Source organism: Pseudomonas extremorientalis (assembly GCF_001870465.1).
In the GTDB taxonomy this organism is placed as follows: Bacteria; Pseudomonadota; Gammaproteobacteria; order Pseudomonadales; family Pseudomonadaceae; genus Aquipseudomonas; species Aquipseudomonas extremorientalis.
On sequence record NZ_MDGK01000052.1, the window covers coordinates 213,552 to 240,179 of the forward strand.

Annotated in this window: 27 protein-coding genes; 14 read left to right on the plus strand and 13 right to left on the minus strand. The window is 60.8% G+C overall.

What is annotated here, in order from left to right:
* Positions 1 to 5 precede the first annotated feature (5 nt).
* The 4 genes from BFN10_RS20090 to gatC form a co-directional block, all read right to left on the minus strand.
* Positions 6 to 377 carry a septal ring lytic transglycosylase RlpA family protein gene (locus BFN10_RS20090; RefSeq protein ID WP_071491134.1) on the minus strand — a complete coding sequence of 124 codons (372 nt, stop codon included), beginning with the start codon at positions 375 to 377 and terminating at the stop codon, positions 6 to 8.
* Positions 378 to 535: 158 nt separating this feature from the next.
* Positions 536 to 1,981, minus strand: a complete 1,446-nt coding sequence (gene gatB, locus BFN10_RS20095; RefSeq protein ID WP_071491135.1) for an Asp-tRNA(Asn)/Glu-tRNA(Gln) amidotransferase subunit GatB — start codon at positions 1,979 to 1,981, stop codon at positions 536 to 538.
* 10 nt (positions 1,982 to 1,991) lie between these two features.
* Entirely contained in the window at positions 1,992 to 3,443 is a 1,452-nt protein-coding gene (gene gatA, locus BFN10_RS20100; protein ID WP_071491136.1) for an Asp-tRNA(Asn)/Glu-tRNA(Gln) amidotransferase subunit GatA, read from the minus strand.
* Between the two features lie 16 nt (positions 3,444 to 3,459).
* Positions 3,460 to 3,747 carry an Asp-tRNA(Asn)/Glu-tRNA(Gln) amidotransferase subunit GatC gene (gene gatC / locus BFN10_RS20105; RefSeq protein WP_071491137.1) on the minus strand — a complete coding sequence of 96 codons (288 nt, stop codon included), beginning with the start codon at positions 3,745 to 3,747 and terminating at the stop codon, positions 3,460 to 3,462.
* A 210-nt stretch (positions 3,748 to 3,957) separates the two neighbouring features.
* Between gatC and mreB the strand changes: the two genes are divergently transcribed.
* The 8 genes from mreB to tldD all read left to right on the plus strand — a co-directional run bounded on the left by mreB (position 3,958) and on the right by tldD (position 15,148).
* Positions 3,958 to 4,995, plus strand: a complete 1,038-nt coding sequence (gene mreB / locus BFN10_RS20110) for a rod shape-determining protein MreB (protein ID WP_002555108.1) — start codon at positions 3,958 to 3,960, stop codon at positions 4,993 to 4,995.
* A gap of 140 nt (positions 4,996 to 5,135) precedes the next feature.
* Positions 5,136 to 6,236, plus strand: coding sequence for a rod shape-determining protein MreC (mreC, locus tag BFN10_RS20115; protein WP_083351538.1), 1,101 nt, complete (start codon positions 5,136 to 5,138; stop codon positions 6,234 to 6,236).
* Positions 6,236 to 6,724: a rod shape-determining protein MreD gene (gene mreD, locus BFN10_RS20120; protein ID WP_071491139.1), complete on the plus strand. Its 489-nt coding sequence runs from the start codon at positions 6,236 to 6,238 to the stop codon at positions 6,722 to 6,724. The genes mreC and mreD overlap by 1 nt, the downstream gene beginning before the upstream one ends.
* Before the next feature lie 51 nt (positions 6,725 to 6,775).
* Positions 6,776 to 7,372 (plus strand): Maf family protein, encoded by a 597-nt coding sequence (locus tag BFN10_RS20125; protein WP_071491140.1) that lies wholly within the window; start codon positions 6,776 to 6,778, stop codon positions 7,370 to 7,372.
* Between the two features lie 70 nt (positions 7,373 to 7,442).
* Complete coding sequence (gene rng, locus BFN10_RS20130) at positions 7,443 to 8,900, plus strand: ribonuclease G (RefSeq protein WP_071491141.1); 1,458 nt, start codon at positions 7,443 to 7,445, stop codon at positions 8,898 to 8,900.
* Between the two features lie 76 nt (positions 8,901 to 8,976).
* Entirely contained in the window at positions 8,977 to 12,792 is a 3,816-nt protein-coding gene (locus BFN10_RS20135; protein ID WP_071491142.1) for a YhdP family protein, read from the plus strand.
* Positions 12,793 to 12,840: 48 nt separating this feature from the next.
* On the plus strand, positions 12,841 to 13,689 hold the full coding sequence (locus BFN10_RS20140) for a carbon-nitrogen hydrolase family protein (RefSeq protein WP_071491143.1): 849 nt from the start codon (positions 12,841 to 12,843) through the stop codon (positions 13,687 to 13,689).
* Between the two features lie 16 nt (positions 13,690 to 13,705).
* On the plus strand, positions 13,706 to 15,148 hold the full coding sequence (tldD, locus tag BFN10_RS20145) for a metalloprotease TldD (protein ID WP_071491144.1): 1,443 nt from the start codon (positions 13,706 to 13,708) through the stop codon (positions 15,146 to 15,148).
* A 45-nt stretch (positions 15,149 to 15,193) separates the two neighbouring features.
* Here the strand turns inward: tldD and yjgA are convergent, their stop codons facing one another.
* On the minus strand, positions 15,194 to 15,715 hold the full coding sequence (gene yjgA, locus BFN10_RS20150; RefSeq protein ID WP_058423000.1) for a ribosome biogenesis factor YjgA: 522 nt from the start codon (positions 15,713 to 15,715) through the stop codon (positions 15,194 to 15,196).
* Positions 15,716 to 15,823: 108 nt separating this feature from the next.
* Between yjgA and pmbA the strand changes: the two genes are divergently transcribed.
* From pmbA to BFN10_RS20180, 6 genes are all read left to right on the plus strand, one after another.
* Positions 15,824 to 17,170 carry a metalloprotease PmbA gene (gene pmbA, locus BFN10_RS20155; protein WP_071491145.1) on the plus strand — a complete coding sequence of 449 codons (1,347 nt, stop codon included), beginning with the start codon at positions 15,824 to 15,826 and terminating at the stop codon, positions 17,168 to 17,170.
* A 152-nt stretch (positions 17,171 to 17,322) separates the two neighbouring features.
* Positions 17,323 to 17,718 (plus strand): FagA protein, encoded by a 396-nt coding sequence (locus BFN10_RS20160; RefSeq protein ID WP_071491146.1) that lies wholly within the window; start codon positions 17,323 to 17,325, stop codon positions 17,716 to 17,718.
* Positions 17,711 to 19,087, plus strand: a complete 1,377-nt coding sequence (locus BFN10_RS20165) for a class II fumarate hydratase (protein WP_071491147.1) — start codon at positions 17,711 to 17,713, stop codon at positions 19,085 to 19,087. The genes BFN10_RS20160 and BFN10_RS20165 overlap by 8 nt, the downstream gene beginning before the upstream one ends.
* A 27-nt stretch (positions 19,088 to 19,114) precedes the next feature.
* On the plus strand, positions 19,115 to 19,543 hold the full coding sequence (locus tag BFN10_RS20170) for a hypothetical protein (protein WP_071491148.1): 429 nt from the start codon (positions 19,115 to 19,117) through the stop codon (positions 19,541 to 19,543).
* Position 19,544: 1 nt separating this feature from the next.
* Complete coding sequence (locus BFN10_RS20175; protein ID WP_071491149.1) at positions 19,545 to 20,156, plus strand: superoxide dismutase; 612 nt, start codon at positions 19,545 to 19,547, stop codon at positions 20,154 to 20,156.
* Between the two features lie 31 nt (positions 20,157 to 20,187).
* The gene (locus BFN10_RS20180) at positions 20,188 to 21,081 is read left to right on the plus strand and encodes a ZIP family metal transporter (RefSeq protein WP_071491150.1); all 894 of its coding nucleotides are present in this window, start codon (positions 20,188 to 20,190) and stop codon (positions 21,079 to 21,081) included.
* A 44-nt stretch (positions 21,082 to 21,125) separates the two neighbouring features.
* Here the strand turns inward: BFN10_RS20180 and BFN10_RS20185 are convergent, their stop codons facing one another.
* The 8 genes from BFN10_RS20185 to lptC all read right to left on the minus strand — a co-directional run bounded on the left by BFN10_RS20185 (position 21,126) and on the right by lptC (position 26,626).
* Positions 21,126 to 21,398: an HPr family phosphocarrier protein gene (locus tag BFN10_RS20185; RefSeq protein ID WP_058422993.1), complete on the minus strand. Its 273-nt coding sequence runs from the start codon at positions 21,396 to 21,398 to the stop codon at positions 21,126 to 21,128.
* Positions 21,399 to 21,414: 16 nt separating this feature from the next.
* Positions 21,415 to 22,272: an RNase adapter RapZ gene (rapZ, locus tag BFN10_RS20190; RefSeq protein ID WP_058422992.1), complete on the minus strand. Its 858-nt coding sequence runs from the start codon at positions 22,270 to 22,272 to the stop codon at positions 21,415 to 21,417.
* A 2-nt stretch (positions 22,273 to 22,274) separates the two neighbouring features.
* Positions 22,275 to 22,739 carry a PTS IIA-like nitrogen regulatory protein PtsN gene (gene ptsN, locus BFN10_RS20195; RefSeq protein ID WP_061435337.1) on the minus strand — a complete coding sequence of 155 codons (465 nt, stop codon included), beginning with the start codon at positions 22,737 to 22,739 and terminating at the stop codon, positions 22,275 to 22,277.
* Positions 22,740 to 22,749: 10 nt separating this feature from the next.
* Positions 22,750 to 23,055 carry a ribosome hibernation-promoting factor, HPF/YfiA family gene (gene hpf / locus BFN10_RS20200; protein ID WP_003171804.1) on the minus strand — a complete coding sequence of 102 codons (306 nt, stop codon included), beginning with the start codon at positions 23,053 to 23,055 and terminating at the stop codon, positions 22,750 to 22,752.
* Between the two features lie 75 nt (positions 23,056 to 23,130).
* Complete coding sequence (locus BFN10_RS20205; RefSeq protein ID WP_016974289.1) at positions 23,131 to 24,624, minus strand: RNA polymerase factor sigma-54; 1,494 nt, start codon at positions 24,622 to 24,624, stop codon at positions 23,131 to 23,133.
* Between the two features lie 184 nt (positions 24,625 to 24,808).
* A complete protein-coding gene (gene lptB / locus BFN10_RS20210; protein ID WP_016974288.1) occupies positions 24,809 to 25,534 on the minus strand; it encodes an LPS export ABC transporter ATP-binding protein in 726 nt (241 codons plus the stop codon).
* Positions 25,534 to 26,067, minus strand: coding sequence for a lipopolysaccharide transport periplasmic protein LptA (gene lptA / locus BFN10_RS20215; RefSeq protein WP_032893554.1), 534 nt, complete (start codon positions 26,065 to 26,067; stop codon positions 25,534 to 25,536). Before lptA ends, lptB begins: the two co-directional genes overlap by 1 nt.
* Positions 26,054 to 26,626, minus strand: coding sequence for an LPS export ABC transporter periplasmic protein LptC (lptC, locus tag BFN10_RS20220; RefSeq protein WP_071491151.1), 573 nt, complete (start codon positions 26,624 to 26,626; stop codon positions 26,054 to 26,056). The genes lptA and lptC overlap by 14 nt, the downstream gene beginning before the upstream one ends.
* Between the last annotated feature and the right edge of the window lie 2 nt (positions 26,627 to 26,628).

A 26,628-nucleotide genomic window follows, 5' to 3' on the forward strand; every position in this document is an offset into this window, starting at 1 on the left:
CGTTTTCAATTGCTCAGGGCTTGCACGCGAACTCGCGCCGTACCGCTGCCGATCATACCCAGCTGTTGGGCGGCCTTGCGTGAAAGATCGATCAAGCGCCCACGTGTATGCGGGCCGCGATCATTGATGCGGACAACCACGGATCGGTCGTTGTCGAGATTGGTGACCTTGACCTGCGTGCCGAAGGGCAGGCGCCGGTGGGCGGCGGTCAGGGCGTTCTGGTTGAAGGGTTCACCGCTGGCAGTTTTCTTGCCGTGGTGTTTGGCGCCGTAGTAGGACGCAGTGCCGGTTTCGTCGTAGCCGTTGGGGTCGATGAGGCCGCTGGCGCAGCCGGCCAACAGGGAGAACAGGGCCAGGAGGCCGAGTAGACGCTTCATTTCCAGGTTATCCCCCTATTGAATGTGGGAGGGGGCTTGCCCCGATAGCGGCGCGTCAGTCAATAGAGTTGCTGGCTGATACACCCTCATCGGGGGCATGCCCCCTCCCACAGTAGGCCGAGTTGAGCATGAGGTCTCACTCGGTCTCTTCATCGCTGTCAGCCTTCGAGTTTGCTTTTCAGCAATTCGTTCACCTGTTGCGGGTTGGCCTTGCCTTTGGAGGCTTTCATCGCCTGGCCCACAAAGAAGCCGAACATCTTGCCGCGCTTGGCTTCGTCTGCCGCACGGTATTGTTCGACCTGCTCGGCGTTGGCCGCGAGCATTTCATCCAGCACAGCCGAGATCGCGCCGCTGTCGGTGACTTGCTTGAGGCCGCGCTTCTCGATGATCTCGTCGGCGCTGCCTTCGCCGCCGGCCATGGCTTCGAACACGGTCTTGGCGATTTTGCCGGAGATAGTGTTGTCCTTGATGCGCAGCAGCATGCCGCCCAGTTGCTCGGCGCTGACCGGGGCCTCGTCGATTTCCAGGCCTTGCTTGTTCAACAGGCTGCCCAGCTCAACCATCACCCAGTTGGCCGCCAGCTTGGCGTCACCAGCAATGTTCACGACTTTTTCGAAGTAGTTGGCTTGCTCGCGGCTGGACGCCAGGACGCTCGCATCGTAGACCGACAGACCGAACTGTTCCTGGAAGCGCTCGCGTTTCTGCTGCGGCAGTTCCGGCAGGGTGGCGCGGATCTCGTTGAGGAACGAGTCCTCCAGCACCACCGGCAACAGGTCCGGATCGGGGAAGTAACGGTAGTCGTTGGCTTCCTCTTTGCTGCGCATAGCGCGGGTTTCGTCTTTGTTCGGGTCGTACAGGCGAGTTTGCTGGATGACCTTGCCGCCGTCTTCGATCAGCTCGATCTGGCGACGCACTTCGCTGTTGATCGCTTTCTCGATGAAGCGGAACGAGTTGACGTTCTTGATCTCGCAGCGAGTGCCAAACTCAACCTGGCCCTTTGGACGGATCGACACGTTGCAGTCGCAACGCAGCGAGCCTTCGGCCATGTTGCCGTCGCAGATGCCCAGGTAGCGCACCAACGCGTGGATGGTCTTGACGTAGGCCACGGCTTCCTTGGCGCTGCGCATGTCCGGCTCGGACACGATTTCCAGCAGCGGCGTACCGGCACGGTTCAGGTCGATACCGGTCGCGCCGGGGAATTCTTCGTGCAGGCTCTTGCCGGCGTCTTCTTCCAGGTGCGCACGGGTCACGCCGACGCGCTTGATGGTGCCGTCTTCCAGCGGGATGTCCAGGTGGCCCTTGCCGACGATCGGCAATTCCATCTGGCTGATCTGGTAGCCCTTGGGCAGGTCCGGGTAGAAGTAGTTCTTGCGCGCGAACACGTTGTGCTGGCCGATTTCGGCGTCAATCGCCAGGCCGAACATCACCGCCATGCGCACCGCTTCCTGGTTCAACACCGGCAGTACACCGGGCATGCCCAGGTCGACCAGGCTGGCCTGGGTGTTGGGCTCGGAGCCGAACGTGGTGGCGCTACCGGAGAAAATCTTCGATTGGGTGGCGAGCTGGGTATGAATCTCCAGCCCGATCACGACTTCCCATTGCATAGTGTTCTCCTCAGAAGCCGGTAGGGGTGCGAGTGTGCCAGTCAGTGTTCAACTGGTACTGGTGCGCCACATTGAGCAGGCGGCCTTCCTGGAAATACGGGGCGAGCAATTGCACACCAACCGGCAGGCCGTCGACGAAACCGGCGGGCATGGACAAGCCCGGCAGGCCCGCGAGGTTGGCGGTGATGGTGTACAGGTCTTCGAGGTACGCAGCCACCGGGTCGCCGTTCTTGGCGCCGAGTTTCCAGGCCGGGTTCGGCGTGGTTGGGCCGAGGATCACGTCGACGTGTTCAAAGGCGGCCATGAAGTCGTTCTTCACCAGGCGACGGATTTTCTGCGCCTTCAGGTAGTACGCGTCGTAGTAACCGGCCGACAGGGCGTAGGCGCCGACCATGATGCGGCGCTGCACTTCGGCGCCGAAGCCTTCGCCACGGGAACGTTTGTACAGGTCGGTGAGGTCTTTCGGGTTTTCGCAGCGGTAGCCGAAGCGCACGCCGTCGAAACGCGACAGGTTGGAGGAGGCCTCTGCCGGCGCGATCACGTAGTACGCAGGAATCGCGTGCTGGTTGTTCGGCAGGCTGATCTCCTTGATCACCGCGCCGAGGCCTTCCAGCGTCTTGACGCTGTTGTGCACCAGTTCGGCGATGCGCGGGTCGAGGCCGGCACTGAAGTATTCCTTCGGCACGCCGATGCGCAGGCCCTTGAGCGAGGTGTTCAGGCTGGCGCTGTAGTCCGGCACGGGCTCATCGATGCTGGTGGAGTCCTGTTTATCGAAACCGGCCATGCCTTGTAACAATATCGCGCAGTCTTCGGCGGTGCGGGCCAGGGGGCCGCCCTGATCGAGGCTGGACGCGTAGGCGATCATGCCCCAGCGGGAAACGCGACCGTAGGTCGGTTTCAGGCCGGTGAGGTTGGTGAACGCGGCAGGCTGGCGGATCGAACCACCGGTGTCGGTGGCCGTGGCGGCCGGCAGGAAGCGTGCGGCGACGGCTGCAGCCGAACCACCGGACGAACCGCCGGGCACGTGCTCCAGGTTCCACGGGTTTTTCACCGCGCCGTAGTAGCTCGACTCGTTGGCCGAACCCATGGCGAATTCGTCCATGTTGGTCTTGCCCAGGGTCACGGCCCCGGCGGCAGCCAGCTTGGACACCACGGTGGCGTCGTAGGGGGCTTTAAAGTTGTCGAGCATCTTCGAGCCGCAGCTGGTGCGAATGCCCTGGGTGCAGAACAGGTCTTTGTGGGCAATCGGCGCGCCCAGCAGTGGGCCATTTTCACCGTTGGCGCGACGTGCGTCGGCGGCCTTGGCCTGGCTCAAGGCCAGCTCTTCGGTGAGGCTGATGAAGCTGTTGACCTTCGGGTCGTGCTCGGCGATACGCGCCAGCAGGGTCTTGGTCAGCTCTTCGGAAGAAAACTTTTTGTCGGCGAGACCGCGGGCGATCTCGGCCAGAGTCATGTGATGCATTGCAGGCTCTTTCCCTTTAGTCGATGACTTTCGGAACCAGGTACAGGCCGTTTTCGACCGCTGGCGCGATGGACTGGTAGGCCTCGCGATTATTACTCTCGGTCACGACGTCAGCGCGCAGGCGCTGGCTGGCTTCCAGTGGGTGAGCCAGGGGCTCGATGCCGTCGGTATTCACGGCCTGCATTTGGTCGACCAGCCCGAGAATGCTGTTCAGGGCGGCGGTGGTCTGTGGAAGATCGACTTCATTGAGGCCCAGGCAGGCCAGATGAGCGATTTTTTCCACGTCGGAGCGTTCAAGCGTCATGGGAATCTCCAGTGGAAAACAGAACGGAGGCTGTCCGTGTGTTAGATTGTCGGAACACTACCGCATTTCTACGGTCTTACGGCCGCGATTGTGGGGTTAGGTGCACAGAAAGTCGGCCAATTTAGCACATTGGCGCCTTGCCCAAAATCCCTGTCGTTGTTAGAGTTTGCCGCACTTTTTTACCCACGCGTTGCCTAGGGTCCCTTTCCCATGTTCAAGAAACTGCGTGGCATGTTTTCCAGCGATCTTTCCATTGACCTGGGCACTGCCAACACCCTTATTTACGTGCGCGAGCGCGGTATCGTCCTGAATGAGCCATCGGTTGTGGCCATTCGGACCCATGGTAATCAGAAAAGTGTCGTTGCCGTCGGCACCGAGGCCAAGCGCATGCTCGGCCGTACACCAGGCAATATTGCTGCCATTCGTCCGATGAAAGACGGCGTGATCGCAGACTTCAGTGTCTGCGAGAAGATGCTGCAGTACTTCATCAACAAGGTTCACGAAAACAGTTTCCTGCAGCCCAGCCCTCGTGTGCTGATCTGTGTTCCATGCAAGTCCACCCAGGTTGAGCGTCGTGCCATCCGTGAATCGGCCCTCGGTGCCGGTGCCCGTGAAGTGTTCCTGATCGAAGAGCCAATGGCTGCTGCGATCGGTGCCGGCCTGCCGGTTGAAGAAGCGCGCGGTTCGATGGTGGTGGATATCGGTGGTGGTACCACTGAAATCGCCCTGATTTCCCTGAACGGTGTGGTGTATGCCGAGTCCGTCCGTGTAGGCGGCGACCGCTTCGACGAAGCGATCATCACTTATGTGCGCCGTAACTACGGCAGCCTGATCGGCGAATCCACCGCAGAGCGCATCAAGCAGGAAATCGGCACCGCCTATCCAGGCGGCGAAGTACGCGAAGTCGATGTTCGCGGTCGCAACCTGGCCGAAGGCGTGCCACGTGCCTTCACCCTGAACTCCAATGAAGTGCTGGAGGCTCTGCAGGAGTCCCTGGCGACCATCGTTCAGGCCGTTAAGAGTGCCCTGGAGCAATCGCCGCCGGAACTGGCTTCCGACATCGCCGAGCGTGGCCTGGTACTGACCGGTGGTGGCGCCTTGCTGCGTGACCTCGACAAATTGCTGGCCCAGGAAACCGGCCTGCCGGTGATCGTCGCCGAAGACCCGCTGACCTGTGTTGCTCGCGGTGGTGGTCGTGCACTGGAAATGATGGATAAACACACCATGGACCTGCTTTCCAGCGAATAAGCCTTTGCTGATGAGCCCATGTTTCGCCCGCAGGCAGCACTTTGCAGTGCTGCCTGTTGGCGTTTATCTTCTTCAATCTGCATCCAGGCCGGTTAGATGCCGTATGAATAAAGAGAACATTTGCCTGGGAGGAGCGGCTTATTAAACCGCTTTTCGCCAAAGGCCCCTCATTGGGCGTGCGCCTGTTGGTGCTGGTCGTGCTTTCGGTCGCGCTGATGGTGGTCGATGCCCGCTTTGCACTGCTCAAGCCCGTGCGCAGCCAGATGTCGCTGGTGTTGATGCAGACCTACTGGATCACCGACCTGCCGCAACGTCTGTTCCAGGGCGTGGCCAGCCAGTTCGGCAGCCGCACCGAGCTCGTCGCCGAGAACGAAAAACTCAAGACCGAAAACCTGCTGTTGCAGGGGCGTATGCAGAAGCTGGCGGCCCTCACCGAGCAGAACGTTCGGCTGCGCGAGTTGCTCAATTCTTCCGCACTGGTCAATGAAAAGGTCGAAGTGGCCGAGTTGATCGGCATGGACCCCAACCCCTTCACCCATCGCATCATCATCAACAAGGGTGAGCGCGACGGTGTGGTCCTCGGCCAGCCGGTGCTCGACGCCCGTGGCCTGATGGGCCAGGTGGTCGAGCTGATGCCTTACACCTCGCGGGTGTTGTTGCTGACGGATACTACCCACAGCATCCCGGTGCAGGTAAACCGCAACGGCCTGCGCGCGATTGCCAGCGGTACCGGCAACCCCGAGCGCCTGGAGTTGCGCCATGTGGCCGACACTGCCGACATCAAGGAAGGCGACTTGTTGGTCAGTTCCGGCCTCGGTCAGCGTTTCCCGGCCGGCTACCCGGTGGCGACGGTCAAGGAAGTGATCCACGATTCCGGCCAGCCATTTGCCATTGTGCGTGCCGTGCCGACTGCAGCCCTGAACCGCAGCCGCTACCTGCTGCTGGTATTCAGCGACAACCGCACCCCGGAAGAGCGCGCCAACGACGCCGCCCAGGCCCAGGAAGCAGAAGATAAGCGAAATGGCATCGCGCCGATCGTTCCTGCGACGGTGCCCAAGCCTGCATTCGTGGGGCCGCCCGCACCCGCCGCTGCCCCGGCCGCGCCTGTGGCCACGCCGGTCAAGCCGGCCGCCCACAACGCTCGCCCGGCCAAGCCGGCGGCGACCAAGCCACCGGCCGCCACGCCTGCAGCCAAGCCTCCAGCGGCCGCTGCGACCACCACGCGGCAGAGGGAAGAATAATGGCCGGTACTCATTCGCGTAACGGTTGGATCGTCTGGCTGACCTTTGCCATCGGTTTGTTGCTCAGCGTTTCGCCGCTGCCACAGTTCATGGAAATCCTGCGCCCGCTCTGGCTGGCGTTGCTGCTGGCGTTCTGGGCGCTGAACCTGCCGCACAAAGTCGGCATGGTCACGGCAATGTTCCTGGGCTTGGCGGAAGATGTGCTCTATGGCACCTTGCTGGGCCAGAACGCGTTGATCCTGACGTTGATCACTTTCCTGGTGCTGTCGTTGCAGCAGCGTTTGCGCATGTTCCCGATGTGGCAACAGTGCCTGGTGATCCTGGTGATCTTCGGCCTGGCACAACTGGTTCAGCTGTGGCTCAGTGCCTTGACCGGTAACCGCCAGCCCACCCTTGCGTTGGTGCTGCCGGCCCTGGTCAGTGCGTTGCTGTGGCCATGGGTCAGCTTCGGTCTGCGTGGGTTGCGTCGTCGCTACAAAATCAATTGAATGGATTGCGAGGCTCTGCCTGGTTATCGAGCCCTACAGGGAGAGTCTGCAATGAATTCGCTTTACCTGGCCTCGGGCTCTCCGAGGCGGCGTGAACTGTTGACCCAGATCGGTGTGCCCTTCACCGTGGTCAGCGCCGCTATTGATGAAACCCCTCTTACAAATGAATCCGCCGTTTCCTACGTCGAGCGCTTGGCGCGCGGTAAGGCTGCGGCGGGTTTTGCTGTGCTCTCAAATACGTCTGGCGCCTGTGTGCTGGGGGCTGATACGGCTGTGATCGTTGATGGTCAGATCCTCGGTAAGCCCGTTGACCAGGCCGATGCCTTGGCGATGTTGATGGCCTTGTCGGGGCGTGAGCACGAGGTGCTCACCGCCATTGCCCTCACCGACGGCCAGCGCTGCGAGTGTATTTGTGTAAGCAGTCGTGTACGTTTTCGCGACATTTCTGTCGAGGAGGCTACAACCTACTGGCACAGTGGCGAACCCCAGGACAAGGCGGGCGGCTATGCTATCCAAGGCCTGGGCTCGGTGTTTGCAGCCGGGCTCAATGGCAGTTATTCGGCGGTCGTCGGCCTGCCGGTGTGCGAAACCGCACAACTGCTCCATCAATTCGGCATACCCTGTTGGCAAAATCTTACCGCGCGCTGATCGCCGTTCCCCAGCGCCCAGCCTTTAGCGATCGGTCACTATTGTGAAAACGCCTGAACGAGACCCAGCCATGAGTGAAGAGATTCTGATCAATATCACGCCGATGGAATCGCGCGTGGCGGTGGTAGAGAACGGTGTTCTGCAAGAAGTCCATGTTGAGCGCACCCAGAAGCGCGGGATCGTCGGCAATATCTACAAAGGCAAGGTGGTGCGTGTACTGCCGGGGATGCAAGCGGCATTCGTCGATATCGGCCTGGACCGTGCCGCATTTATCCATGCCTCGGAAATTTCCCTGCGCGAAGGCCCTGCCGTGGAAAGCATCAGTGCGCTGGTGCACGAAGGGCAGAGCCTGGTGGTGCAAGTCACCAAGGACCCCATCGGTTCCAAGGGCGCGCGCCTGACCACGCAGTTGTCGATCCCGTCGCGTTACCTGGTGTACATGCCGCGTACGGCGCATGTCGGCATTTCATTGAAGATCGAAGACGAAGCCGAGCGTGAGCGCCTGAAGAAAGTGGTCAGCGATTGCGTAGCCGCCGAAGGCATCAAGGAGGCGGGCGGCTTTATTCTGCGCACCGCTGCCGAGGGCGCCGGCGCCGATGAAATCCTCATGGACATCCGCTACCTGCGGCGTCTGTGGGACCAGATCGACGCCCAGATCAAGACCATCGGCGCGCCCAGCGTCATTTATGAAGACCTGGGCCTGGCCCTGCGCACACTGCGCGACCTGGTCAGCCCGAAGATTGAGAAAATTCGCATCGACTCGCGGGAAACCTTCCAGCGCACTACGCAATTCGTCGCCGAACTGATGCCGGAAATTGCCGACCGCCTGGAGCACTACCCCGGCGAGCGACCGATCTTCGACCTGTATGGCGTCGAAGACGAAATCCAGAAAGCCCTGGAACGCAAGGTGCCGCTCAAGTCCGGGGGCTACCTGGTGGTGGACCCGGCGGAAGCCATGACCACCATCGACGTCAACACCGGTGCGTTCGTGGGCCATCGCAACCTCGAAGAAACCATCTTCAAGACCAACCTCGAAGCGGCTACCGCGATTGCTCGCCAACTGCGTCTGCGCAACCTGGGTGGCATCATCATCATCGACTTCATCGACATGGAAGACGAAGAGCACCAGCGCCAGGTGCTGCGGACCCTCGAGAAACAGCTGGAGCGTGATCACGCCAAGACCAACATTATCGGCATTACCGAGTTGGGCCTGGTGCAGATGACCCGCAAACGCACCCGAGAAAGCCTCGAGCAAGTGCTGTGCGAGCCGTGCAGCAGTTGCCAGGGGCGCGGTAAGTTGAAGACCCCGGAAACGGTTTGCTACGAGATTTTTCGCGAGATCCTGCGTGAAGCGCGTGCCTACCAGGCCGAAGGTTATAGAGTGCTTGCCAACCAGAAAGTGGTCGACCGGCTGCTGGACGAAGAGTCCGGCAACGTTGCCGAGCTGGAGGGATTTATCGGGCGCACGATACGCTTCCAGGTTGAAACCATGTATTCCCAGGAACAATACGACGTGGTGCTGCTCTGATCCCCATTCGCTTTCCTTTTATGAGACAGGCAGGCCTTGATCTGCCGTCCGACTACTGCCTTGAGGGTCGCCTGACATGGAGCGTCTGATACGCTTTTTTGCCGCTTTGACCCGTTGGGGGCTGGGCCTCTGCGCGTTGTCGCTGGTATTGGCGGCGGTGTACGTGAGCCTGGGGCGTGAATTGACGCCGCTGGTGGCCGAGTACCGTGCCGAAGTCGAAGCCAAGGCCCAGGCAGCCGTGGACATGCCTTTGCATATCGGCAGCCTCGAAGGCCGCTGGAGCGGCTTCGCGCCGGTATTGCTGGCCCATGATGTGATGCTGGGCGAGGGCAGCAGTGCCTTGCGCCTGGACCAGGTCGAGGTGGTGCCCGATGTCTGGGCCAGCCTGATGGCGCGCGAAGTGCGGATTGCCCACCTGCAAGTCAGTGGCCTGCAACTCAGCGTCAAGGAAGACAAGGACGGCAAGTGGGCCTTGCAAGGCCTGCCGGTTCAGGACGACCAGCCGCTGGACCCTGAGCAGTTGCTCACGAACATGCAGAAGGTCAAGCGCGTGTCACTGCTCGACAGCCAGGTGACACTGCAACCGTTCGACCAGGCGCCGGTGACCCTGACGTATGTCGGTCTGAACCTGCACACCGGCGTCACCCGCCAACGCCTGGATGCACGCCTGACCCTGCCCGATGGCCAGCCCCTCGCCATGAGCCTGCGCACCCGCATCCGCGCCAGCCAGTGGAAGGACGGCGAAGTCCAGGCTTATCTGAGCCTGCCCCAGAGTGACTGGGCCAGGTGGATCCCGGCGAAACTGACTCAACAGTGGAAGCTCACGCAGTTCAAGGCGGGCGGCGAATTCTGGCTGACCTGGGCCAAAGGCACCGTGCAGAGTGCGGTAGTGCGCCTCAACTCGCCACAGGTGAAGGGCCAATACGCCGAGCGCAAGCCTGTGCACATCGAAAACCTCGCGCTTACGGCCTACCTGCAACGCAGTGACACCGGTCTCAGCGTGCTGTTCGACTCGCTGGCGATGAGCCTGGGCGAGACTCGCTGGGAATCCCGCCTGCAATTGCGGCAGACCCTGGCCACCGACAAGGACCTGGAAGTCTGGAAGCTCCAGGCCGACCGCCTGGACCTGACGCCTATCACACCATTGCTCAATGCGCTGGCGCCGCTGCCGGAAGGTTTTGCCAAGACGGTCGAGCACCTCAAGGCCACTGGCCTGCTGCGTAATGTGCTGGTGGACTTCCGTCCCCAGGACACGACCGATAAGAAGGTCAGCTTCGCCGCCAACCTCGAACGCATCGGCTTCGATGCCTACTTCGGCGCACCGGCTGCGCGTAACGTGTCCGGCAGCATCAGCGGCGACTTGGGCCAGGGCGAGTTGCGCATGGACAGCAAGGACTTTTCCCTGCACCTCGACCCGATCTTCGCCAAGCCCTGGCAGTACCTCCAGGCCAATGCACGCCTGACGTGGAAGCTGGACAAAGAAGGCTTCACCCTGATCGCCCCTTACATCAAGGTGCTGGGCGAGGAGGGCAAGATCGCCGCCGACTTCCTGATCCGTCTGCATTTCGACCACAACCAGGAAGACTACATGGACCTGCGGGTCGGTATGGTCGATGGCGACGGGCGCTTCACCCCCAAATACCTGCCGGCGGTGTTGAGCCCCGCCCTGGATGAATGGCTGCGTACCGCGATTCTCAAGGGCGCGGTGGATCAAGGCTTCTTCCAGTATCAGGGTTCGTTGAACCACGATGCGCTGCCGGCTTCACGCAATATCAGCCTGTTCTTCAAGGTGCATGATGCCGAGCTGGCGTTCCAGCCGGGCTGGCCTCATGTGAGCAAGGTCAACGGCGAAGTGTTTGTCGAGGAGAGCGGTGTGCGCATCCTGGCCAGCAAGGGCCAGTTGCTCGATACCAAGGTCAAGGACATCTACGTCAATATTCCCCATGCACCTGCGGGCAAGGACAGTCATCTGCTGCTTACGGGCGGTTTTGCCGGTGGCTTGGGCGACGGCCTGAAAATCCTTCAGGAAGCGCCGATCGGCACTGCGTCGACCTTTTCTGGCTGGAAGGGCGAGGGCGACCTGCAAGGCGGCCTTGACCTGGATATTCCGTTGGCCAAGGGCGCCGAACCGAAAATCGTGGTGGACTTCAAGACCGACAAGGCGCGCCTGCAATTGGCCGAGCCGCCCCTGGACCTGACCCAGCTCAAGGGCGAGTTCCGTTTCGACAGCGCCAAGGGCCTGAGTGGCCAGAACATCACCGCCCAGGCGTTTGATCGGCCGATCACCGCGCAGATCGTTGCCGACGGCAAGCCCGGCAATATCAGCACCCGTGTGAATGCCAAGGGTCAGGTTACGGTCAAGCGGCTGACCGACTGGTTGAAAATCAGCCAGCCGTTACCGGTATCCGGCGATATTCCGTACCAGTTGCAGGTGACCCTGGATGGCGCCGACAGCCAACTGATGGTCAGTTCCAACCTCAAGGGCGTGGCTGTGGACCTGCCGGCGCCGTTCGGCATGCCGGCCAGCCAGGGGCGTGACAGTGTGTTCCGCATGACCTTGCAGGGCGCCGAGCGCCGCTATTGGTTCGATTATGGCGAGCTGGCCAACTTTACCTTTGCTGCACCGCCGGACAAATTCAATGACGGGCGCGGCGAGCTGTTCCTCGGTGATGGCGATGCTGTGCTGCCGGGCGCCAAGGGCTTGCGCATTCGTGGGGTGCTGTCGGAGCTGGATATCGACCCGTGGAAGAAACTGGTGGATCGTTATGCGGGCAATGACCCGGGCGGCAGTGCCAAGCAATTGCTCAGCGGCGCTGACTTCAAGATCGGCAAGCTGACCGGTTTCGGCACGCAGTTCGATCAAGTCAATTTGCAACTGGACCGCAAGCCTGCGGCGTGGGGCGTGCAGCTCGACAGCCAGCAGGCCAAGGGCTCGGTCAACCTGCCGGACGCCAAGGGCGCGCCGATTGCGATCAACCTGCAGTACGTGAGGCTGCCGGCGATGGACCCAACGGTACAGGCGGATGAAAACGCGCCGGACCCCTTGGCGAACATCGACCCCAAGGATATTCCGGCGCTGGATATCGCCATTGACCAATTGTTCCAGGGCCCGGACCTGATCGGCGCCTGGTCGCTGAAAATCCGCCCGACCGCCAAGGGCCTGGCCTTCAACAACCTGGATCTGGGCCTCAAGGGTATGCAGCTCAAGGGTGCGGGTGGCTGGGAGGGCGCGGCGGGAGACAGCAGCAGCTGGTACAAGGGGCGCCTGGACGGCAAGAATATTGGCGATGTACTCAAGGGGTGGGGGTATGCGCCGACCGTCACCAGCCAGGATTTCCATCTGGATGTGGACGGCCGTTGGCCCGGTTCTCCGGCCTATGTAGGGCCCAAGCGTTTCTCCGGCAGCCTGGATGCGGCGTTCCGCAACGGCCAGTTCGTCGAAGTGGAAGGCGGAGCCCAGGCCCTGCGGGTATTCGGCCTGCTGAACTTCAACTCCATCGGGCGGCGGTTGCGCCTTGATTTCTCGGACCTGCTCGGCAAGGGTTTGAGCTATGACCGGGTCAAAGGCCTGCTGGCCGCCAGCAATGGCGTATTCGTGACCCGCGAACCGATCACCATGACGGGGCCGTCGAGCAACCTCGAGCTCAACGGTACCCTGGACCTGGTGGCTGACCGCGTCGATGCCAAGCTGCTGGTAACGCTGCCGGTGACCAACAACCTGCCGATCGCGGCGTTGATCGTGGGTGCGCCGGCCATTGGTGGTGCGTTGTTCCTGATCGACAAGCTGATCGGCGACCGTGTTTCACGCTTCGCCAGTGTCCAGTACAAGGTCGAAGGCCCGTGGAAGGACCCGAAAATCACCTTCGACAAGCCATTTGAAAAGCCAAACTGAGAGGCTGTGGAGTAGCATGGCCCCATGCCCTTTATGGAGTGTCGGCCCATGTCCTTTGCGGTAATTCAAATGGTCAGCCAGAGCGACGTGCTGGCCAACCTGGCCCAGGCCCGTCGCTTGCTGGAAGACGCAGCGGCTGGTGGTGCGAAGCTGGCGGTACTGCCGGAAAACTTCGCCGCCATGGGCCGTCGTGACGTGGCCGATATCGGCCGCGCCGAGGCGCTGGGCGAAGGCCCGATCCTGCCATGGTTGAAACAGACTGCTCGCGACCTCACCTTATGGATAGTGGCCGGTACTTTGCCATTGCCGCCCAAGGACCAACCGCACGCCAAGTCCAACGCCTGCTCGCTGCTGATCGATGATCAGGGCGAAATCGTTGCCCGTTACGACAAGCTGCACCTGTTCGATGTGGACGTTGCCGACGCTCGCGGTCGTTATCGCGAATCGGACGACTATGCTTTCGGGAGCAATGTGGTGGTGGCGGATACGCCGGTCGGCCGATTGGGCCTGACCGTGTGCTACGACCTGCGCTTCCCCGAGCTGTACAGCGAATTGCGCGCGGCGGGGGCTGAATTGATCACGGCGCCGTCGGCGTTTACCGCGGTGACCGGCGCCGCGCACTGGGATGTGCTGATTCGTGCACGGGCCATCGAGACCCAGTGCTATCTGCTGGCGGCCGCCCAGGGGGGTGTGCATCCGGGACCGCGGGAAACCTATGGCCATGCGGCGATTGTCGACCCCTGGGGGCGCGTGCTGACACAACAGGATCAAGGCGAAGCGGTGTTGCTGGCCGAACGCGATAGCAGTGAACAGGCGTCGATAAGGGCGCGCATGCCGGTGGTCAGCCATCGGCGCTTTTTCTCGCAGGGCGCACAGCGACCTGCTTCGGAACGATGAATTTAAGGCCATACCTATGAGCGAGTTGTTGTCCTCAGTCAGTGAACACCTCCTGGCACCCGGTGGCGTGACCATCGAAAGCTTGCAAACCGTGCTGGGCGATCTTGCCGGGCCGGGCATCGACGCGGCCGACCTGTATTTCCAGGGGCAGATTTCCGAGTCCTGGGCGTTGGAAGACGGCATCGTCAAGGAAGGCAGTTTCAACCTTGACCAGGGTGTGGGCGTGCGGGCGCAGTCCGGTGAGAAAACCGGTTTTGCCTACAGCAATGCGATCACCCTGGAGGCTTTGGGCCTGGCCGCACGTGCCGCACGCTCGATCTCCCGTGCCGGGCAAAACGGCACGGTGCAGGCGTTCAGCACCCAGGATGTGACCCAGTTGTACGGGCCGGACAACCCGTTGGAAGTGATGACCCGTGCCGAGAAAGTCGACTTGCTCAAGCGTGTCGATGCCGCGACCCGTGCATTGGACCCGCGTATCCAGCAGGTCACCGTGAGCATGGCCGGCGTGTGGGAGCGCATCCTGGTGGCGTCCACCGATGGCGGCCTGGCGGCGGATGTGCGGCCGCTGGTGCGCTTCAACGTGAGTGTGATCGTCGAGCAGAACGGCCGCCGCGAGCGCGGCGGCCATGGCGGCGGCGGGCGTACCGACTATCGTTATTTCCTCACCGATGACCGTGCCATGGGCTATGCCCGTGAAGCGCTGCGCCAGGCGCTGGTCAACCTGGAAGCCATCCCGGCACCGGCAGGTACATTGCCGGTGGTACTGGGCTCGGGTTGGTCCGGCGTGTTGCTGCACGAAGCAGTCGGCCACGGCCTGGAAGGTGACTTCAACCGCAAGGGCAGTTCGGCCTACAGCGGGCGCATGGGCGAGATGGTTGCGTCCAGGCTCTGTACCATCGTGGATGACGGCACCCTGGCCGGGCGCCGTGGCTCGCTGAGCGTCGACGACGAAGGCACGCCGACCGAGTGCACCACCCTGATCGAAAACGGTGTGCTCAAGGGCTACATGCAAGACAAGCTCAACGCCCGCCTGATGGGCGTGGCGCGTACCGGTAATGGTCGTCGTGAATCCTATGCGCACCTGCCGATGCCGCGCATGACCAACACCTACATGCTGGGTGGCGAAAGCGATCCGGCTGAAATCATCGCCTCGGTGAAGCGCGGCATCTACTGCGCCAACCTCGGGGGCGGCCAGGTGGATATCACCAGCGGCAAGTTCGTGTTCTCCACCAGCGAGGCTTACCTGATCGAAGACGGCAAGATCACCGCGCCGGTCAAAGGCGCAACCTTGATCGGTAACGGTCCGGAAGCCATGAGCAAGGTGTCGATGGTCGGTAACGACCTGTCGCTGGACAGCGGCGTGGGCACATGCGGGAAAGATGGGCAGTCGGTACCGGTGGGTGTCGGCCAGCCAACGCTGAAGATTGATGCGATCACCGTGGGTGGCACGGGGTCTTAAGCGGTGGAGCTTCGGGTGGCGAAGGCCGCCACCCGGGGAAGGGCATCAACGCAGGCCGCGTTGAGTCTCGTCCAGCTCACGGATGTACTTGAAGATTTTACGGCTGGTGGCCGGCGCCTTGTTATGCGCCAGCTCGTGCTGGGCCTGACGGATCAGGGAGCGCAGTTGCTGGCGGTCCGCGTCCGGGTAGTCCAGCACGAATTTCTCCAGCACCGCGTCATCGCCCGAGATCAGGCGGTCACGCCAACGTTCCAGGTTATGGAAGCGTTCGTTGTACTGGCGAGTGGAGGCATCGGTTTGATCGAGCAAAGTCAGAATGGCGTCGATGTCCTGGTCGCGCATCAGCTTGCCGATAAACATGATGTGCCGTTTGCGCGCGATATTCGCGGTGTGCTTGGGCGCATCGGCCAGGGCCCGGCGCATTTCGTCGGTCAGTGGCAGTTTTGCAATCAAATCTTTTTTGAGCGTTGTAAGGCGCTCGCCGAGGTCAACCAGCGCATGCAGCTCGCGTTTGACCTGGGTTTTGCTTTTCTCCCCATCGAGGGAGTCGTCGTAAGAATCAACCATGGTGGCAGTCCGCAAAGAAACGCCGCCATGATAACCAGTCGGGGGCCGCTTGTCCGGCCCGGTCGCTCGATGGCCTTAACCGAAAGCAGAATTTGAGTGGAGAAAACCATGAGTGCAGCCCAAAGCGTCGGTCCGCAAGCGTTACCGGCACTGCAGGAACAAGTCGAGCAGATCCTTGCCGAGGCCAAGCGCCAAGGCGCCAGTGCCTGTGAGGTGGCGGTGTCGCTGGAGCAGGGGCTGTCCACGTCGGTGCGCCAGCGGGAAGTGGAAACTGTCGAGTTCAATCGTGACCAGGGCTTCGGCATCACCTTGTATGTGGGGCAGCGCAAAGGTTCGGCCAGCACCTCGGCCAGTGGCCCGGAAGCGATTCGCGAGACAGTCGCCGCTGCGCTGGCGATTGCCAAGCACACGTCCGAGGATGAAAGCTCGGGCCTGGCCGACAAGGCGCTGATGGCCAAGGAGCTGAAGGACTTCGATCTGTTCCACGCCTGGGATATCACGCCGGAGCAGGCCATCGAGCAGGCGCTGACCTGCGAAGCCGCTGCGTTCGACGCCGATGCCCGCATCAAGAACGCTGATGGCACCACGTTGAGTACTCATCAGGGCTGCCGCGTATATGGCAACAGCCATGGTTTCATCGGTGGTTATGCGTCCACTCGCCATAGCCTGAGCTGCGTGATGATCGCCGAGGCCAACGGCCAGATGCAGCGCGATTACTGGTATGACGTGAACCGCCAGGGCGATTTGCTGGCTGACCCGGTCAGCATTGGCCAGCGCGCTGCGCAGCGTGCGGCGAGCCGTCTGGGCGCGCGCCCGGTGCCAACCTGCGAGGTGCCGGTGTTGTTTTCGGCGGAGTTGGCCGGCGGCTTGTTCGGCAGTTTCCTGGGGGCGATTTCCGGCGGCAACCTGTACCGCAAGTCGTCGTTCCTTGAAGGTGCGATCGGCCAGAAGCTGTTCCCCGAATGGCTGACCATCGATGAGCGTCCGCACCTGATGCGCGCCATGGGCAGTTCGGCGTTCGACGGTGATGGTCTGGCCACGTATGCCAAGCCGTTTGTCGAGAACGGGGAGTTGGTGTCCTACGTATTGGGTACTTACGCCGGTCGTAAATTGGGCCTGCCAAGCACCGCAAACTCCGGTGGCGTGCACAACTTGTTCGTTACCCATGGTGATGAAGACCAGGCGGCGCTGCTGCGGCGCATGGGGCGTGGCCTGCTGGTGACCGAGTTGATGGGCCATGGCCTGAATATGGTTACGGGCGACTACTCCCGTGGTGCAGCGGGTTTCTGGGTGGAAAACGGCGAGATTCAGTTTGCCGTTCAAGAGGTGACGATTGCCGGCAACATGCGCGATATGTTCAAGCAGATCGTCGCTGTCGGAAACGACTTGGAGTTGCGTAGCAATATCCGTACGGGATCGGTGTTGATCGAGCGGATGACCGTCGCCGGCAGCTGATCCTTCAGACGCGCTTCAACAAGAAGGCGCGCCATCTTTATAGATGGCGCGCCTTTTTTTGTGGCTGCGTGTCAGGAGGATTATCCTGCTACTCTTGTTTTGATTCTCAATATCATTTAATAATAAATATCATTACCGAGTGAGCGTGGATCATGAGTTCTGTCCTGCATGAGGATCCTTACCTGGAGAGCTGGCGCTGGATGAGTCGCCAGATTCGTTGCGGCCTCGACCCCAACGAGCCGCGCCTGATCGAACATTACCTCAACGAGGGTCGATACCTGGCGTGCTGCACCGCGACCCATCCGTGGACGATCGCTGAAACCTCATTCCGCCTGTTGCTCGACACTGCCAGCGATATTGCACTGCCGTGGCATTGGCGTTCCCTGTGCTTGGACCAGGCCTGGCGCCCGCTGCGCGACCTGGAAAAACTCTCCCACTGTGCCTGCCGCCTCAAGCGCTGGCAGACCTTTGCCTGGCAATTGGCGACCTGCGAATTGCTGCCTTCCATTTCTGTTTCTGACCTGGTGCAAGGATCTAACGATGAGTAACACCCGTATCGAACGCGACAGCATGGGCGAACTGCAGGTGCCTGCCGAAGCCTTGTATGGCGCACAAACCCAGCGCGCGGTGAACAACTTCCCCATCAGTCATCAACGTATGCCCGCGCAATTCATTCGCGCTCTGATCCTGGCAAAGGCAGCTGCTGCCAAGGTTAACGTTGATCTCAAGCAGATCAGCGAAGGGCAGGGCAAGGCCATCGTCGATGCCGCCCAAGGCTTGCTGGAAGGCGACTTCATGCAGCACTTCCCGGTGGACATCTTCCAGACCGGCTCCGGCACCAGCTCCAACATGAACGCCAACGAAGTGATTGCGACCCTTGCCAGCCGCTTGCTGGGTGAGCCGGTCAACCCAAATGACCACGTGAATTGCGGCCAAAGCAGCAACGACATCATTCCGACCACGATCCACGTCAGCGCCGCGCTGGTGCTGCATGAGCAAACACTGCCCGCACTGTTGCATCTGGTGCAGGTGATCGAGCAGAAGGCACAAGAGGTTCACCCGTTCATCAAGACTGGCCGCACTCACTTGATGGACGCCATGCCGGTGCGCATGAGCCAGGTGCTCAACGGTTGGGCGCAGCAGCTCAAGGCCAATATCGGGCATTTGCAGGACCTTCTGCCGAGTTTGCAAGCGTTGGCTCAGGGCGGTACTGCGGTCGGCACCGGAATCAACGCACACCCGGAATTCGCGGTGCGTTTCAGTCAGCAATTGAGCAGCCTGACCAGTGTGAAATTCACTCCGGGCAAGAACCTCTTCGCCCTGATTGGCTCCCAGGACACCGCCGTCGCTGTGTCCGGGCAGTTGAAAGCCACCGCCGTGTCGCTGATGAAAATCGCCAACGACCTGCGCTGGATGAACTCCGGCCCACTCGCAGGCCTGGGGGAAATCGAGCTGGAAGGCCTGCAGCCTGGTTCGTCGATCATGCCCGGCAAGGTCAACCCGGTGATCCCTGAAGCCACCGCGATGGTGGCCGCACAAGTCATCGGCAACGACACGGTCATCACGGTCGCCGGCCAGTCGGGCAACTTCGAACTGAACGTGATGCTGCCGATCATCGCCAATAACCTGCTCAGCAGCCTCGAGTTGCTGGCCAACTCCAGTCGTTTGCTGGCAGACAAGGCCATTGCCAGCTTCAAGGTCAATGAGGCCAAGCTCAAGGAAGCGCTGTCGCGCAACCCGATCCTGGTCACCGCACTCAACCCGATCATCGGTTACCAAAAGGCCGCTGAAATCGCCAAGAAGGCCTATCAGCAGGGCCGTCCGGTGATTGATGTCGCCCTTGAGCACACCGACTTGCCGCGCAGCCAACTGGAAATCCTGCTGGATCCGGAAAAGCTCACGGCCGGCGGCGTGTAATCACCGACTCTGCTTTGGAGGCTCACCATGGAGCACTGGAAACGCACGATCGAACGGGCCAATCGCTGCTTTATGGCGGGTGAATTGGTTGACGCTCGCGAGGCTTACTTGCAAGCCCTGGCCCTGGCCCAAGTGCTGTTCGAGCGCTGGGCGGATGCCGACGAAGCAGTGGCGGCTTGCGTCATTTCCCATCACAACCTGGCGGACCTGCACCTGCGGCTGAACCAGCCGGAAGAAAGCGCGGAATACCTTTGCGCGATCCACCAGCGTCTGTTGCAGACCATGCAGGACCCGCGCCTGAGCCCGCAGTTGCGGGAAGCGGCGCTGCGCCAGAGCAGCAAAACCTATGTCGAACTGTTGAATTTCATCAGCGATCACGGCGAATACCCTCGCACCCATCGCTTGCTGGGCGGTACTGCGGCGCAGCTCGCCACGCCCCACTACGGAGCACATTGAAATGACTTACACCTTGCCTGCCTTGCCTTACGCGTATGACGCCCTGGAACCGCATATCGATGCGCAAACCATGGAGATTCACTACACCAAGCACCACCAGACTTACATCAATAACCTCAACGCGGCGGTCGAAGGCACCGAGTTCGCGGGCTGGCCGGTCGAGAAACTGGTGTCCAGCGTGCAGCAACTGCCGGAAAAACTGCGCGCAGCGGTGATCAATCAGGGCGGCGGCCATGCCAACCACTCGTTGTTCTGGGCGGTGATGTCGCCCAAAGGCGGTGGCAAGCCCGAAGGTGCGTTGGGCAAAGCCCTCGACGAACAGTTGGGTGGTTTTGAGAGTTTCAAGGAAGCCTTCACCAAAGCCGCTTTGACGCGCTTCGGAAGCGGTTGGGCCTGGTTGAGCGTCACCCCGCAAAAGACTCTGGTGGTGGAGAGCAGTGGTAATCAAGACAGTCCATTGATGAACGGCAATACACCGATCCTCGGTCTGGACGTCTGGGAGCATGCCTACTACCTGCTGTACCAGAACCGCCGCCCCGAATACATCAATGCCTTCTACAGTGTTATCAACTGGCCAGAAGTTGCCGCCCGCTATCAGGCCGCTTTGGCCTGAAAACCACCCTCGACAAGATCTAAGGCCGACTATGGGGACTGACACACTGGCGATCAGTAGCGGACGAATGTTTCGTTATGCGTTTGGCTCGCTGCTGCTATTGGCAGGTACTGCATTGCTGGTGGCCCACGGGCTGGCCTGGCTGAACCTGGAACCGCGCATCCTGCGCGCCCTGCAAGGCGGCTCCATTTGCGCCCTGGGGACGGCGCTGGGCGCGGTCCCGGTACTGGTGATCCGACGCATGCCGGTGGCGCTGAGCGACACATTGCTGGGTTTTGGTGCAGGCGTGATGCTGGCGGCGACGGCGTTTTCGCTGATCGTCCCGGGCATTGCCGCGGCTGAAAGCCTGGGGCTCTCACCGTGGGGTGCCAGTGGTTTGATCAGCTTTGGCATCATGCTGGGGGCATTCGGGTTGTACTTGGTTGACCGTAAGGTCTCCGGGGCGAGTCCGGAAATGCTGGTGGGCACGCCGGACAAGCCGGTAATTCCACCGCGTATCTGGTTATTCGTGTTTGCCATCATCGCCCACAACATCCCCGAAGGCATGGCGGTAGGCGTTTCCGCCGGTGGTGGCATGCCGGATGCCGACAGCCTGGCCATGGGCATCGCGTTGCAGGACGTGCCCGAGGGACTGGTGATTGCGTTGGTGTTGGCCGGGGCGGGAATGTCGCGGGTCAAGGCGTTCCTGATCGGCGCTGCATCAGGTCTGGTGGAGCCCGTATTCGCTGTGCTCTGCGCCTGGCTGGTCAGCCTGGCCGAAGTGTTGTTGCCTTTGGGGTTGGCCCTGGCTGCTGGCGCAATGCTGTTGGTGGTGACCCACGAAGTCATCCCCGAGTCGCGACGCAATGGTCACGAAAAACTCGCCAGCCTGGGCCTGTGCATCGGTTTTTGCTTGATGATGGTGATGGACACCGCTTTGGGGTAGGTAAAGTCTACTGTAGGAGCGAGCAAGCTCGCTTCCACATAGGGTTATTCACCTTCGTCGAAGTAATTGTTGATCAGCGCCACCAGCGCGGCCATTGCTTCGTCTTCCTGCTCGCCTTCCGTCTTCAAGTGAATCCGGGTGCCCTTGCCGGCCGCCAGCATCATCATGGCCATGATGCTCTTGCCGTCGACCATGGATTCCGGTGTACGCCCGGCGCGGATCTGGCAGGGGAACTGCCCTGCTACGCCCACGAACTTGGCCGAGGCGCGGGCGTGCAAGCCCAGCTTGTTGATGATTTCAATTTCCAGAGCGGGCATCGCGGGGGTGTTCCTTTCAGCTAAGGTCGCGGTGGCGGACCTGGACGTTCTTGAGGGTTTGTTGCAGCACCTGGCCCAGGCGCTCGGTCAGGTAGACGGAGCGGTGATGGCCGCCAGTGCAGCCGATGGCAATGGTGACATAGGCGCGGTTGCTTGCAGCAAAGCGTGGCAGCCATTTGAGCAAGTAGGTGGAAATATCCTGGAACATCTCCTCCACATCCGGTTGTGCCGCCAGGTAATCGGCCACGGGCTGATCCAGCCCGGACTGGTCACGCAGCTCCGGTTTCCAGTACGGGTTAGGCAGGCAGCGCACATCGAACACCAGGTCGGCGTCGACCGGCATGCCGCGCTTGAACCCGAACGACTCCACGAGGAACGCCGTGCCCGGCTCCGGCTGGTTCAGCAGGCGCAGCTTGATGGCATCGCGCAACTGGTACAGGTTGAGGCTGGTGGTGTTTATCTTGAGGTCGGCGAGATCAATGATCGGTCCCAGCAGCTTGGTTTCGTCTTCGATGGCTTCGGCCAGAGAGCGATGGGGGCTGCTGAGGGGGTGGCGCCGGCGGGTCTCGGAGAAGCGTTTGAGCAGGGTCTCTTCGTCGGCGTCCAGGTACAGCACGTCGCAATGAATGTGCTTGCCCCGCACTTCCTCGAGCAATTGCGGGAATCGCTCGAGGTGGCTGGGCAGGTTACGGGCATCAATTGAAACGGCGACCAGCGGTTGGGCCAGTTCGGTATGGATCAAGGCACGTTCCGCCAACTCTGGCAGCAGGCCGGCGGGCAGGTTGTCGATGCAATAGAACCCGTTGTCCTCAAGAACGTTGAGGGCGGTGCTTTTACCCGAGCCGGAGCGGCCGCTGACGATGATCAAGCGCATGGTTACTGCCCGTTCTGTTCATCCAGGACAACCTGGTACAGCGCCTCATTGCTGCTGGCGCTACGCAGTTTGTCGCGTACTTCCTTGCGGTCGAGCATGCTGGCGATCTGCCGGAGCAGTTCCAGGTGCGCATCGGTAGCGGCTTGCGGGACCAGCAGGACGAACAGCAGGTCTACCGGCGCACCGTCGATGGCGTCGAAATCGATGGGGGCTTCCAGGTGCAGCAGGGCACTGACAGGTGTTTCGCAGCCTTTGAGGCGACAGTGAGGAATGGCGATGCCGTTGCCAAAACCCGTGGAACCGAGTTTTTCACGGGCAATCAGCGCATCGAAGACATCCTGCATCTCCAGATCCGGCACTTCGCGCGCGATCAGGTTGGCAATTTGTTCGAGGGCTTTCTTTTTACTGCCGCCCGGCACGTTCACGAGGGAACGGCCGGGGGTCAGGATGGTTTCAAGTCGGATCATGGGGGGAGAGTTAACGACCTGTACCTTGCATCAGGTGCAGATTCTTTTCCTTATGCTTTATGAGTTGGCGGTCCAGCTTGTCGTAGAGCGAGTCGATCGCCGCGTACATGTCTTCATGTTCCGCATTGGCGACGAGCTTGGCATTCGGTACGTGCAGGGTGGCCTCGATTTTCTGCTTGAGCTTATCCACCTCCATGATGACCTGCACGTTGGTGATCTTGTCAAAATGCCCTGCAAGCTTGTTCAACTTGCTTTCGGTGTACTCACGCAGGGGCTTGGTCACTTCCAGTTGGTGTCCACTGATGTTGACTTGCATACAGCTTCTCCTTCGTTGCCAGTGCATAAAGCGGCAGGCAAAGGCGCCTGCCACTGGAACGCTGTGGCCCGCCCGTCACATCAAACGCTTACGCTCGCTGGAAGGCGCGATCCCGAGGGACTCGCGGTACTTGGCGACGGTTCGACGGGCGACCTGAATGCCTTGTGCCTCCAGTAAACCAGCGATCTTACTGTCACTCAATGGCTTTTTCTGATTTTCCGCGGCAACCAGTTTTTTGATGATCGCGCGGATCGCCGTGGACGAGCATTCACCGCCTTCGGAGGTGCTGACGTGGCTGGAGAAAAAGTATTTCAGTTCATAAATACCCCGTGGGGTATGCATGAATTTCTGCGTGGTCACGCGTGAAATGGTCGATTCATGCATGCCCACCGCTTCGGCGATGTCATGCAGTACCAGCGGCTTCATCGCTTCGTCGCCGTATTCCAGGAAGCCGCGCTGGTGCTCGACGATCTGGGTGGCGACTTTCATCAGGGTTTCGTTGCGGCTTTGCAGGCTCTTGATGAACCAGCGGGCTTCCTGCAACTGGTTGCGCATGAAGGTGTTATCGGCGCTGGTGTCGGCGCGGCGGACGAAACCGGCATATTGCGGGTTGACCCTCAGGCGTGGCACCGACTCCTGGTTCAGTTCCACCAGCCAACGCTCGTTGTCCTTGCGCACGATCACGTCGGGGACGACATATTCGGCTTCGCTGGACTCGATTTGCGAGCCGGGGCGCGGGTTGAGGCTCTGTACCAGCTCGATGACCTGGCGCAGGTCGTCTTCCTTGAGCTTCATGCGACGCATCAACTGGCTGTAGTCGCGGCTGCCCAGCAGGTCGATATAGTCGGTGACCAGGCGCTGGGCCTCGGCGAGCCATGGGGTCTTGGCCGGCAGCTGGCGCAATTGCAGCAGCAGGCATTCGCTGAGGGTGCGGGCGCCGATACCGGCAGGCTCGAACTGCTGGATGCGGTGCAGGACGGCTTCGATCTCGTCCAGTTCGATATCCAGTTCGGGGTCGAAGGCTTCAAGAATTTCTTCAAGCGTCTCGTCTAGATAACCCTGATTGTTGATGCAGTCGATCAGGGTTACGGCGATCAGGCGATCGGTGTCCGACATCGGTGCCAGGTTCAGTTGCCATAGCAGATGGCTCTGCAGGCTCTCGCCGGCAGAGGTGCGGGTGGTGAAGTCCCACTCGTCATCGTCGTTGCTGGGCAGGCTGCTGGCGCTGGTCTGGTAGACATCTTCCCAGGCGGTGTCCACCGGAAGCTCGTTGGGAATGCGTTCGTTCCATTCGCCTTCCTCAAGGTTGTCCACCGTGGGGGCGGTTTCCTGGTAGGAGGGTTCCTGCACATCGGAATTGGGTTTTTGCTCGATGTTATCGGCCAGCGGGTCTGCATTATCGAAGTCGTCGCCTTCTTCCTGGCGTTCGAGCATCGGATTGGACTCCAGGGCCTCCTGGATTTCCTGTTGCAGGTCCAGGGTCGACAATTGGAGCAGGCGGATGGCCTGTTGCAGCTGCGGTGTCATCGTCAGCTGCTGGCCCATTCTCAGGACTAGCGATGGTTTCATGGCAGGGGCTTAACACCTTATTCGCCGGCGCAATGCGCCATCCACGACAGGGCGCGTGAGCGCCAAACATAAGCAAATTATATGCCTGATGTCGGGTGCTTTGCCTAGAGCGCGGTAACAATAAAAATCCGGAGGTTTTCATTGACTCCCGCGCACCTTGGCGAACGCCGTGACACCACGGTGTTTACAGGCGGAACTCGTGACCCAGATACACTTCCTTGACCAGTTCATTGGCCAGGATTGTGGCGGAATCACCTTCGGCAATCAGCTGGCCGTCATTGACGATATAGGCGGTTTCGCAGATGTCGAGCGTCTCACGGACGTTGTGGTCGGTGATCAGCACGCCGATGCCCTTGGCCTTGAGGTGATGGATGATCTGCTTGATGTCGCCGACCGAGATCGGGTCGACGCCGGCAAACGGCTCGTCCAGCAGGATGAACTTGGGTGCAGTGGCCAGGGCGCGGGCGATTTCCACGCGGCGACGCTCACCACCGGACAGGCTCATGCCGAGGTTGTCGCGGATATGGTTGATGTGGAACTCCTGCAGCAGGCTTTCCAGCTCCTTGCGACGGCCGTCACGGTCGAGTTCCTTGCGGGTCTCGAGGATCGCCATGATGTTGTCCGACACCGACAGTTTGCGGAAGATCGACGCTTCCTGTGGGAGATAGCCGATACCGGCACGGGCGCGGCCGTGCATTGGCTGGTGGCTCACGTCCAGGTCATCGATCAGCACGCGACCCTGGTCCGCCTGGACCAGGCCGACGATCATGTAGAAGCAAGTGGTCTTGCCGGCGCCGTTGGGGCCGAGCAAGCCGACGATCTGGCCGCTGTCGATCGACAGGCTGACGTCGCGCACGACCTGACGGCTTTTATAGGCCTTGGCCAGATGCTGGGCTTTCAGGGTTGCCATTACTCGGCCTTCTTCTTCGGCTGGATAACCATGTCGATGCGTGGACGAGGCGCGGTGACCTTGTTGCCATTGGCACGACCGGCGTTTGCAATCTGTTTAACGGTGTCATAGGTGATCTTCTCACCTTCCGTGGAGTTGCCATCGGGGCTGAGCACCTTGGCCTGGTCGATCAGGACGATGCGGTTCTGCTGGGCATGGTACTGGATGGTCTTGCCGTAGCCCTTCATCGGTCCGGTATCGGTCGCGGACTGCTTCTGTTCGAAGTAAGCCAGGTTGCCGACCGAGGTCACGACATCGATATCGCCGGTCTTGGTGCGCGTAAGCGTCACGGTATTGCCGGTGATTTTCATCGAGCCCTGCGTGATGATCACGCCGCCGGTGTAGGTGGCCACGCCTTGCTTGTCATCCAGTTGCGCATCGTCAGCTGAAATGTGGATCGGCTGCTGGCTATCGTTCGGCAGAGCCCAGGCGCTCACGCTTCCCAGTGCTGCGCCCAGGCCGAGCAAAATAGGGAGAGTTTTAACGAGCCTCATACTGTCCTCTTACGTTCGATAGCAGGTGTATCCTGCTTTCTTTCAAATACGCTTTCATTCCCTTGCCAGTCGATACACCGCCAGCGCCGTCGATTCTAACGTCTTGCTCGGTCTGCGCATATTGCTTCTGCGGGAATACGGTCATGCGACTGCTGGTAATCACGGTCTCACGGCTTTTATCGTCAGTGCGCGCAATGCGCACCGAGTCGATCAGTTCCACCTCGGTACCGTCCGGGTTGACCTCGCCACGCTTGCTGGTGACGTGCCATGGGAACTCGGTACCGCGGTAAATGTTCATGTCCGGGTTGGTCAGCAGGGTGACTTCGGTGGCCTTCACATGCTCGACCTTGTCCGAGGTCATCTCGTATTGCACCTTGCCGTCAGGCAGGAACTGCACGCTTTTGGCATTGATGGCGTAATAGTCGATAGCGCCCTCGTCAACCTGCGCAGCAGGCTGGTCGAGAAAGCGCTCCGGGCTGATATTCCAGTAGCCCACCGCCAGGAACAGCGCGGCGATGACCCCGAATAACAGGAAGTTGCGAATCTTTTTGCTCGGCATAA

What these genes read in the sequence shown, in the direction of transcription:
- BFN10_RS20090 (WP_071491134.1), bottom strand. Translation starts at nt 377, where the DNA reads ATGAAGCGTCTACTCGGCCTCCTGGCCCTGTTCTCCCTGTTGGCCGGC.
- gatB (WP_071491135.1), bottom strand. Translation starts at nt 1,981, where the DNA reads ATGCAATGGGAAGTCGTGATCGGGCTGGAGATTCATACCCAGCTCGCC.
- gatA (WP_071491136.1), bottom strand. Translation starts at nt 3,443, where the DNA reads ATGCATCACATGACTCTGGCCGAGATCGCCCGCGGTCTCGCCGACAAA.
- gatC (WP_071491137.1), bottom strand. Translation starts at nt 3,747, where the DNA reads ATGACGCTTGAACGCTCCGACGTGGAAAAAATCGCTCATCTGGCCTGC.
- mreB (WP_002555108.1), top strand. Translation starts at nt 3,958, where the DNA reads ATGTTCAAGAAACTGCGTGGCATGTTTTCCAGCGATCTTTCCATTGAC.
- mreD (WP_071491139.1), top strand. Translation starts at nt 6,236, where the DNA reads ATGGCCGGTACTCATTCGCGTAACGGTTGGATCGTCTGGCTGACCTTT.
- BFN10_RS20125 (WP_071491140.1), top strand. Translation starts at nt 6,776, where the DNA reads ATGAATTCGCTTTACCTGGCCTCGGGCTCTCCGAGGCGGCGTGAACTG.
- rng (WP_071491141.1), top strand. Translation starts at nt 7,443, where the DNA reads ATGAGTGAAGAGATTCTGATCAATATCACGCCGATGGAATCGCGCGTG.
- BFN10_RS20135 (WP_071491142.1), top strand. Translation starts at nt 8,977, where the DNA reads ATGGAGCGTCTGATACGCTTTTTTGCCGCTTTGACCCGTTGGGGGCTG.
- BFN10_RS20140 (WP_071491143.1), top strand. Translation starts at nt 12,841, where the DNA reads ATGTCCTTTGCGGTAATTCAAATGGTCAGCCAGAGCGACGTGCTGGCC.
- tldD (WP_071491144.1), top strand. Translation starts at nt 13,706, where the DNA reads ATGAGCGAGTTGTTGTCCTCAGTCAGTGAACACCTCCTGGCACCCGGT.
- yjgA (WP_058423000.1), bottom strand. Translation starts at nt 15,715, where the DNA reads ATGGTTGATTCTTACGACGACTCCCTCGATGGGGAGAAAAGCAAAACC.
- pmbA (WP_071491145.1), top strand. Translation starts at nt 15,824, where the DNA reads ATGAGTGCAGCCCAAAGCGTCGGTCCGCAAGCGTTACCGGCACTGCAG.
- BFN10_RS20160 (WP_071491146.1), top strand. Translation starts at nt 17,323, where the DNA reads ATGAGTTCTGTCCTGCATGAGGATCCTTACCTGGAGAGCTGGCGCTGG.
- BFN10_RS20165 (WP_071491147.1), top strand. Translation starts at nt 17,711, where the DNA reads ATGAGTAACACCCGTATCGAACGCGACAGCATGGGCGAACTGCAGGTG.
- BFN10_RS20170 (WP_071491148.1), top strand. Translation starts at nt 19,115, where the DNA reads ATGGAGCACTGGAAACGCACGATCGAACGGGCCAATCGCTGCTTTATG.
- BFN10_RS20175 (WP_071491149.1), top strand. Translation starts at nt 19,545, where the DNA reads ATGACTTACACCTTGCCTGCCTTGCCTTACGCGTATGACGCCCTGGAA.
- BFN10_RS20180 (WP_071491150.1), top strand. Translation starts at nt 20,188, where the DNA reads ATGGGGACTGACACACTGGCGATCAGTAGCGGACGAATGTTTCGTTAT.
- BFN10_RS20185 (WP_058422993.1), bottom strand. Translation starts at nt 21,398, where the DNA reads ATGCCCGCTCTGGAAATTGAAATCATCAACAAGCTGGGCTTGCACGCC.
- rapZ (WP_058422992.1), bottom strand. Translation starts at nt 22,272, where the DNA reads ATGCGCTTGATCATCGTCAGCGGCCGCTCCGGCTCGGGTAAAAGCACC.
- ptsN (WP_061435337.1), bottom strand. Translation starts at nt 22,739, where the DNA reads ATGATCCGACTTGAAACCATCCTGACCCCCGGCCGTTCCCTCGTGAAC.
- hpf (WP_003171804.1), bottom strand. Translation starts at nt 23,055, where the DNA reads ATGCAAGTCAACATCAGTGGACACCAACTGGAAGTGACCAAGCCCCTG.
- BFN10_RS20205 (WP_016974289.1), bottom strand. Translation starts at nt 24,624, where the DNA reads ATGAAACCATCGCTAGTCCTGAGAATGGGCCAGCAGCTGACGATGACA.
- lptB (WP_016974288.1), bottom strand. Translation starts at nt 25,534, where the DNA reads ATGGCAACCCTGAAAGCCCAGCATCTGGCCAAGGCCTATAAAAGCCGT.
- lptA (WP_032893554.1), bottom strand. Translation starts at nt 26,067, where the DNA reads ATGAGGCTCGTTAAAACTCTCCCTATTTTGCTCGGCCTGGGCGCAGCA.
- lptC (WP_071491151.1), bottom strand. Translation starts at nt 26,626, where the DNA reads ATGCCGAGCAAAAAGATTCGCAACTTCCTGTTATTCGGGGTCATCGCC.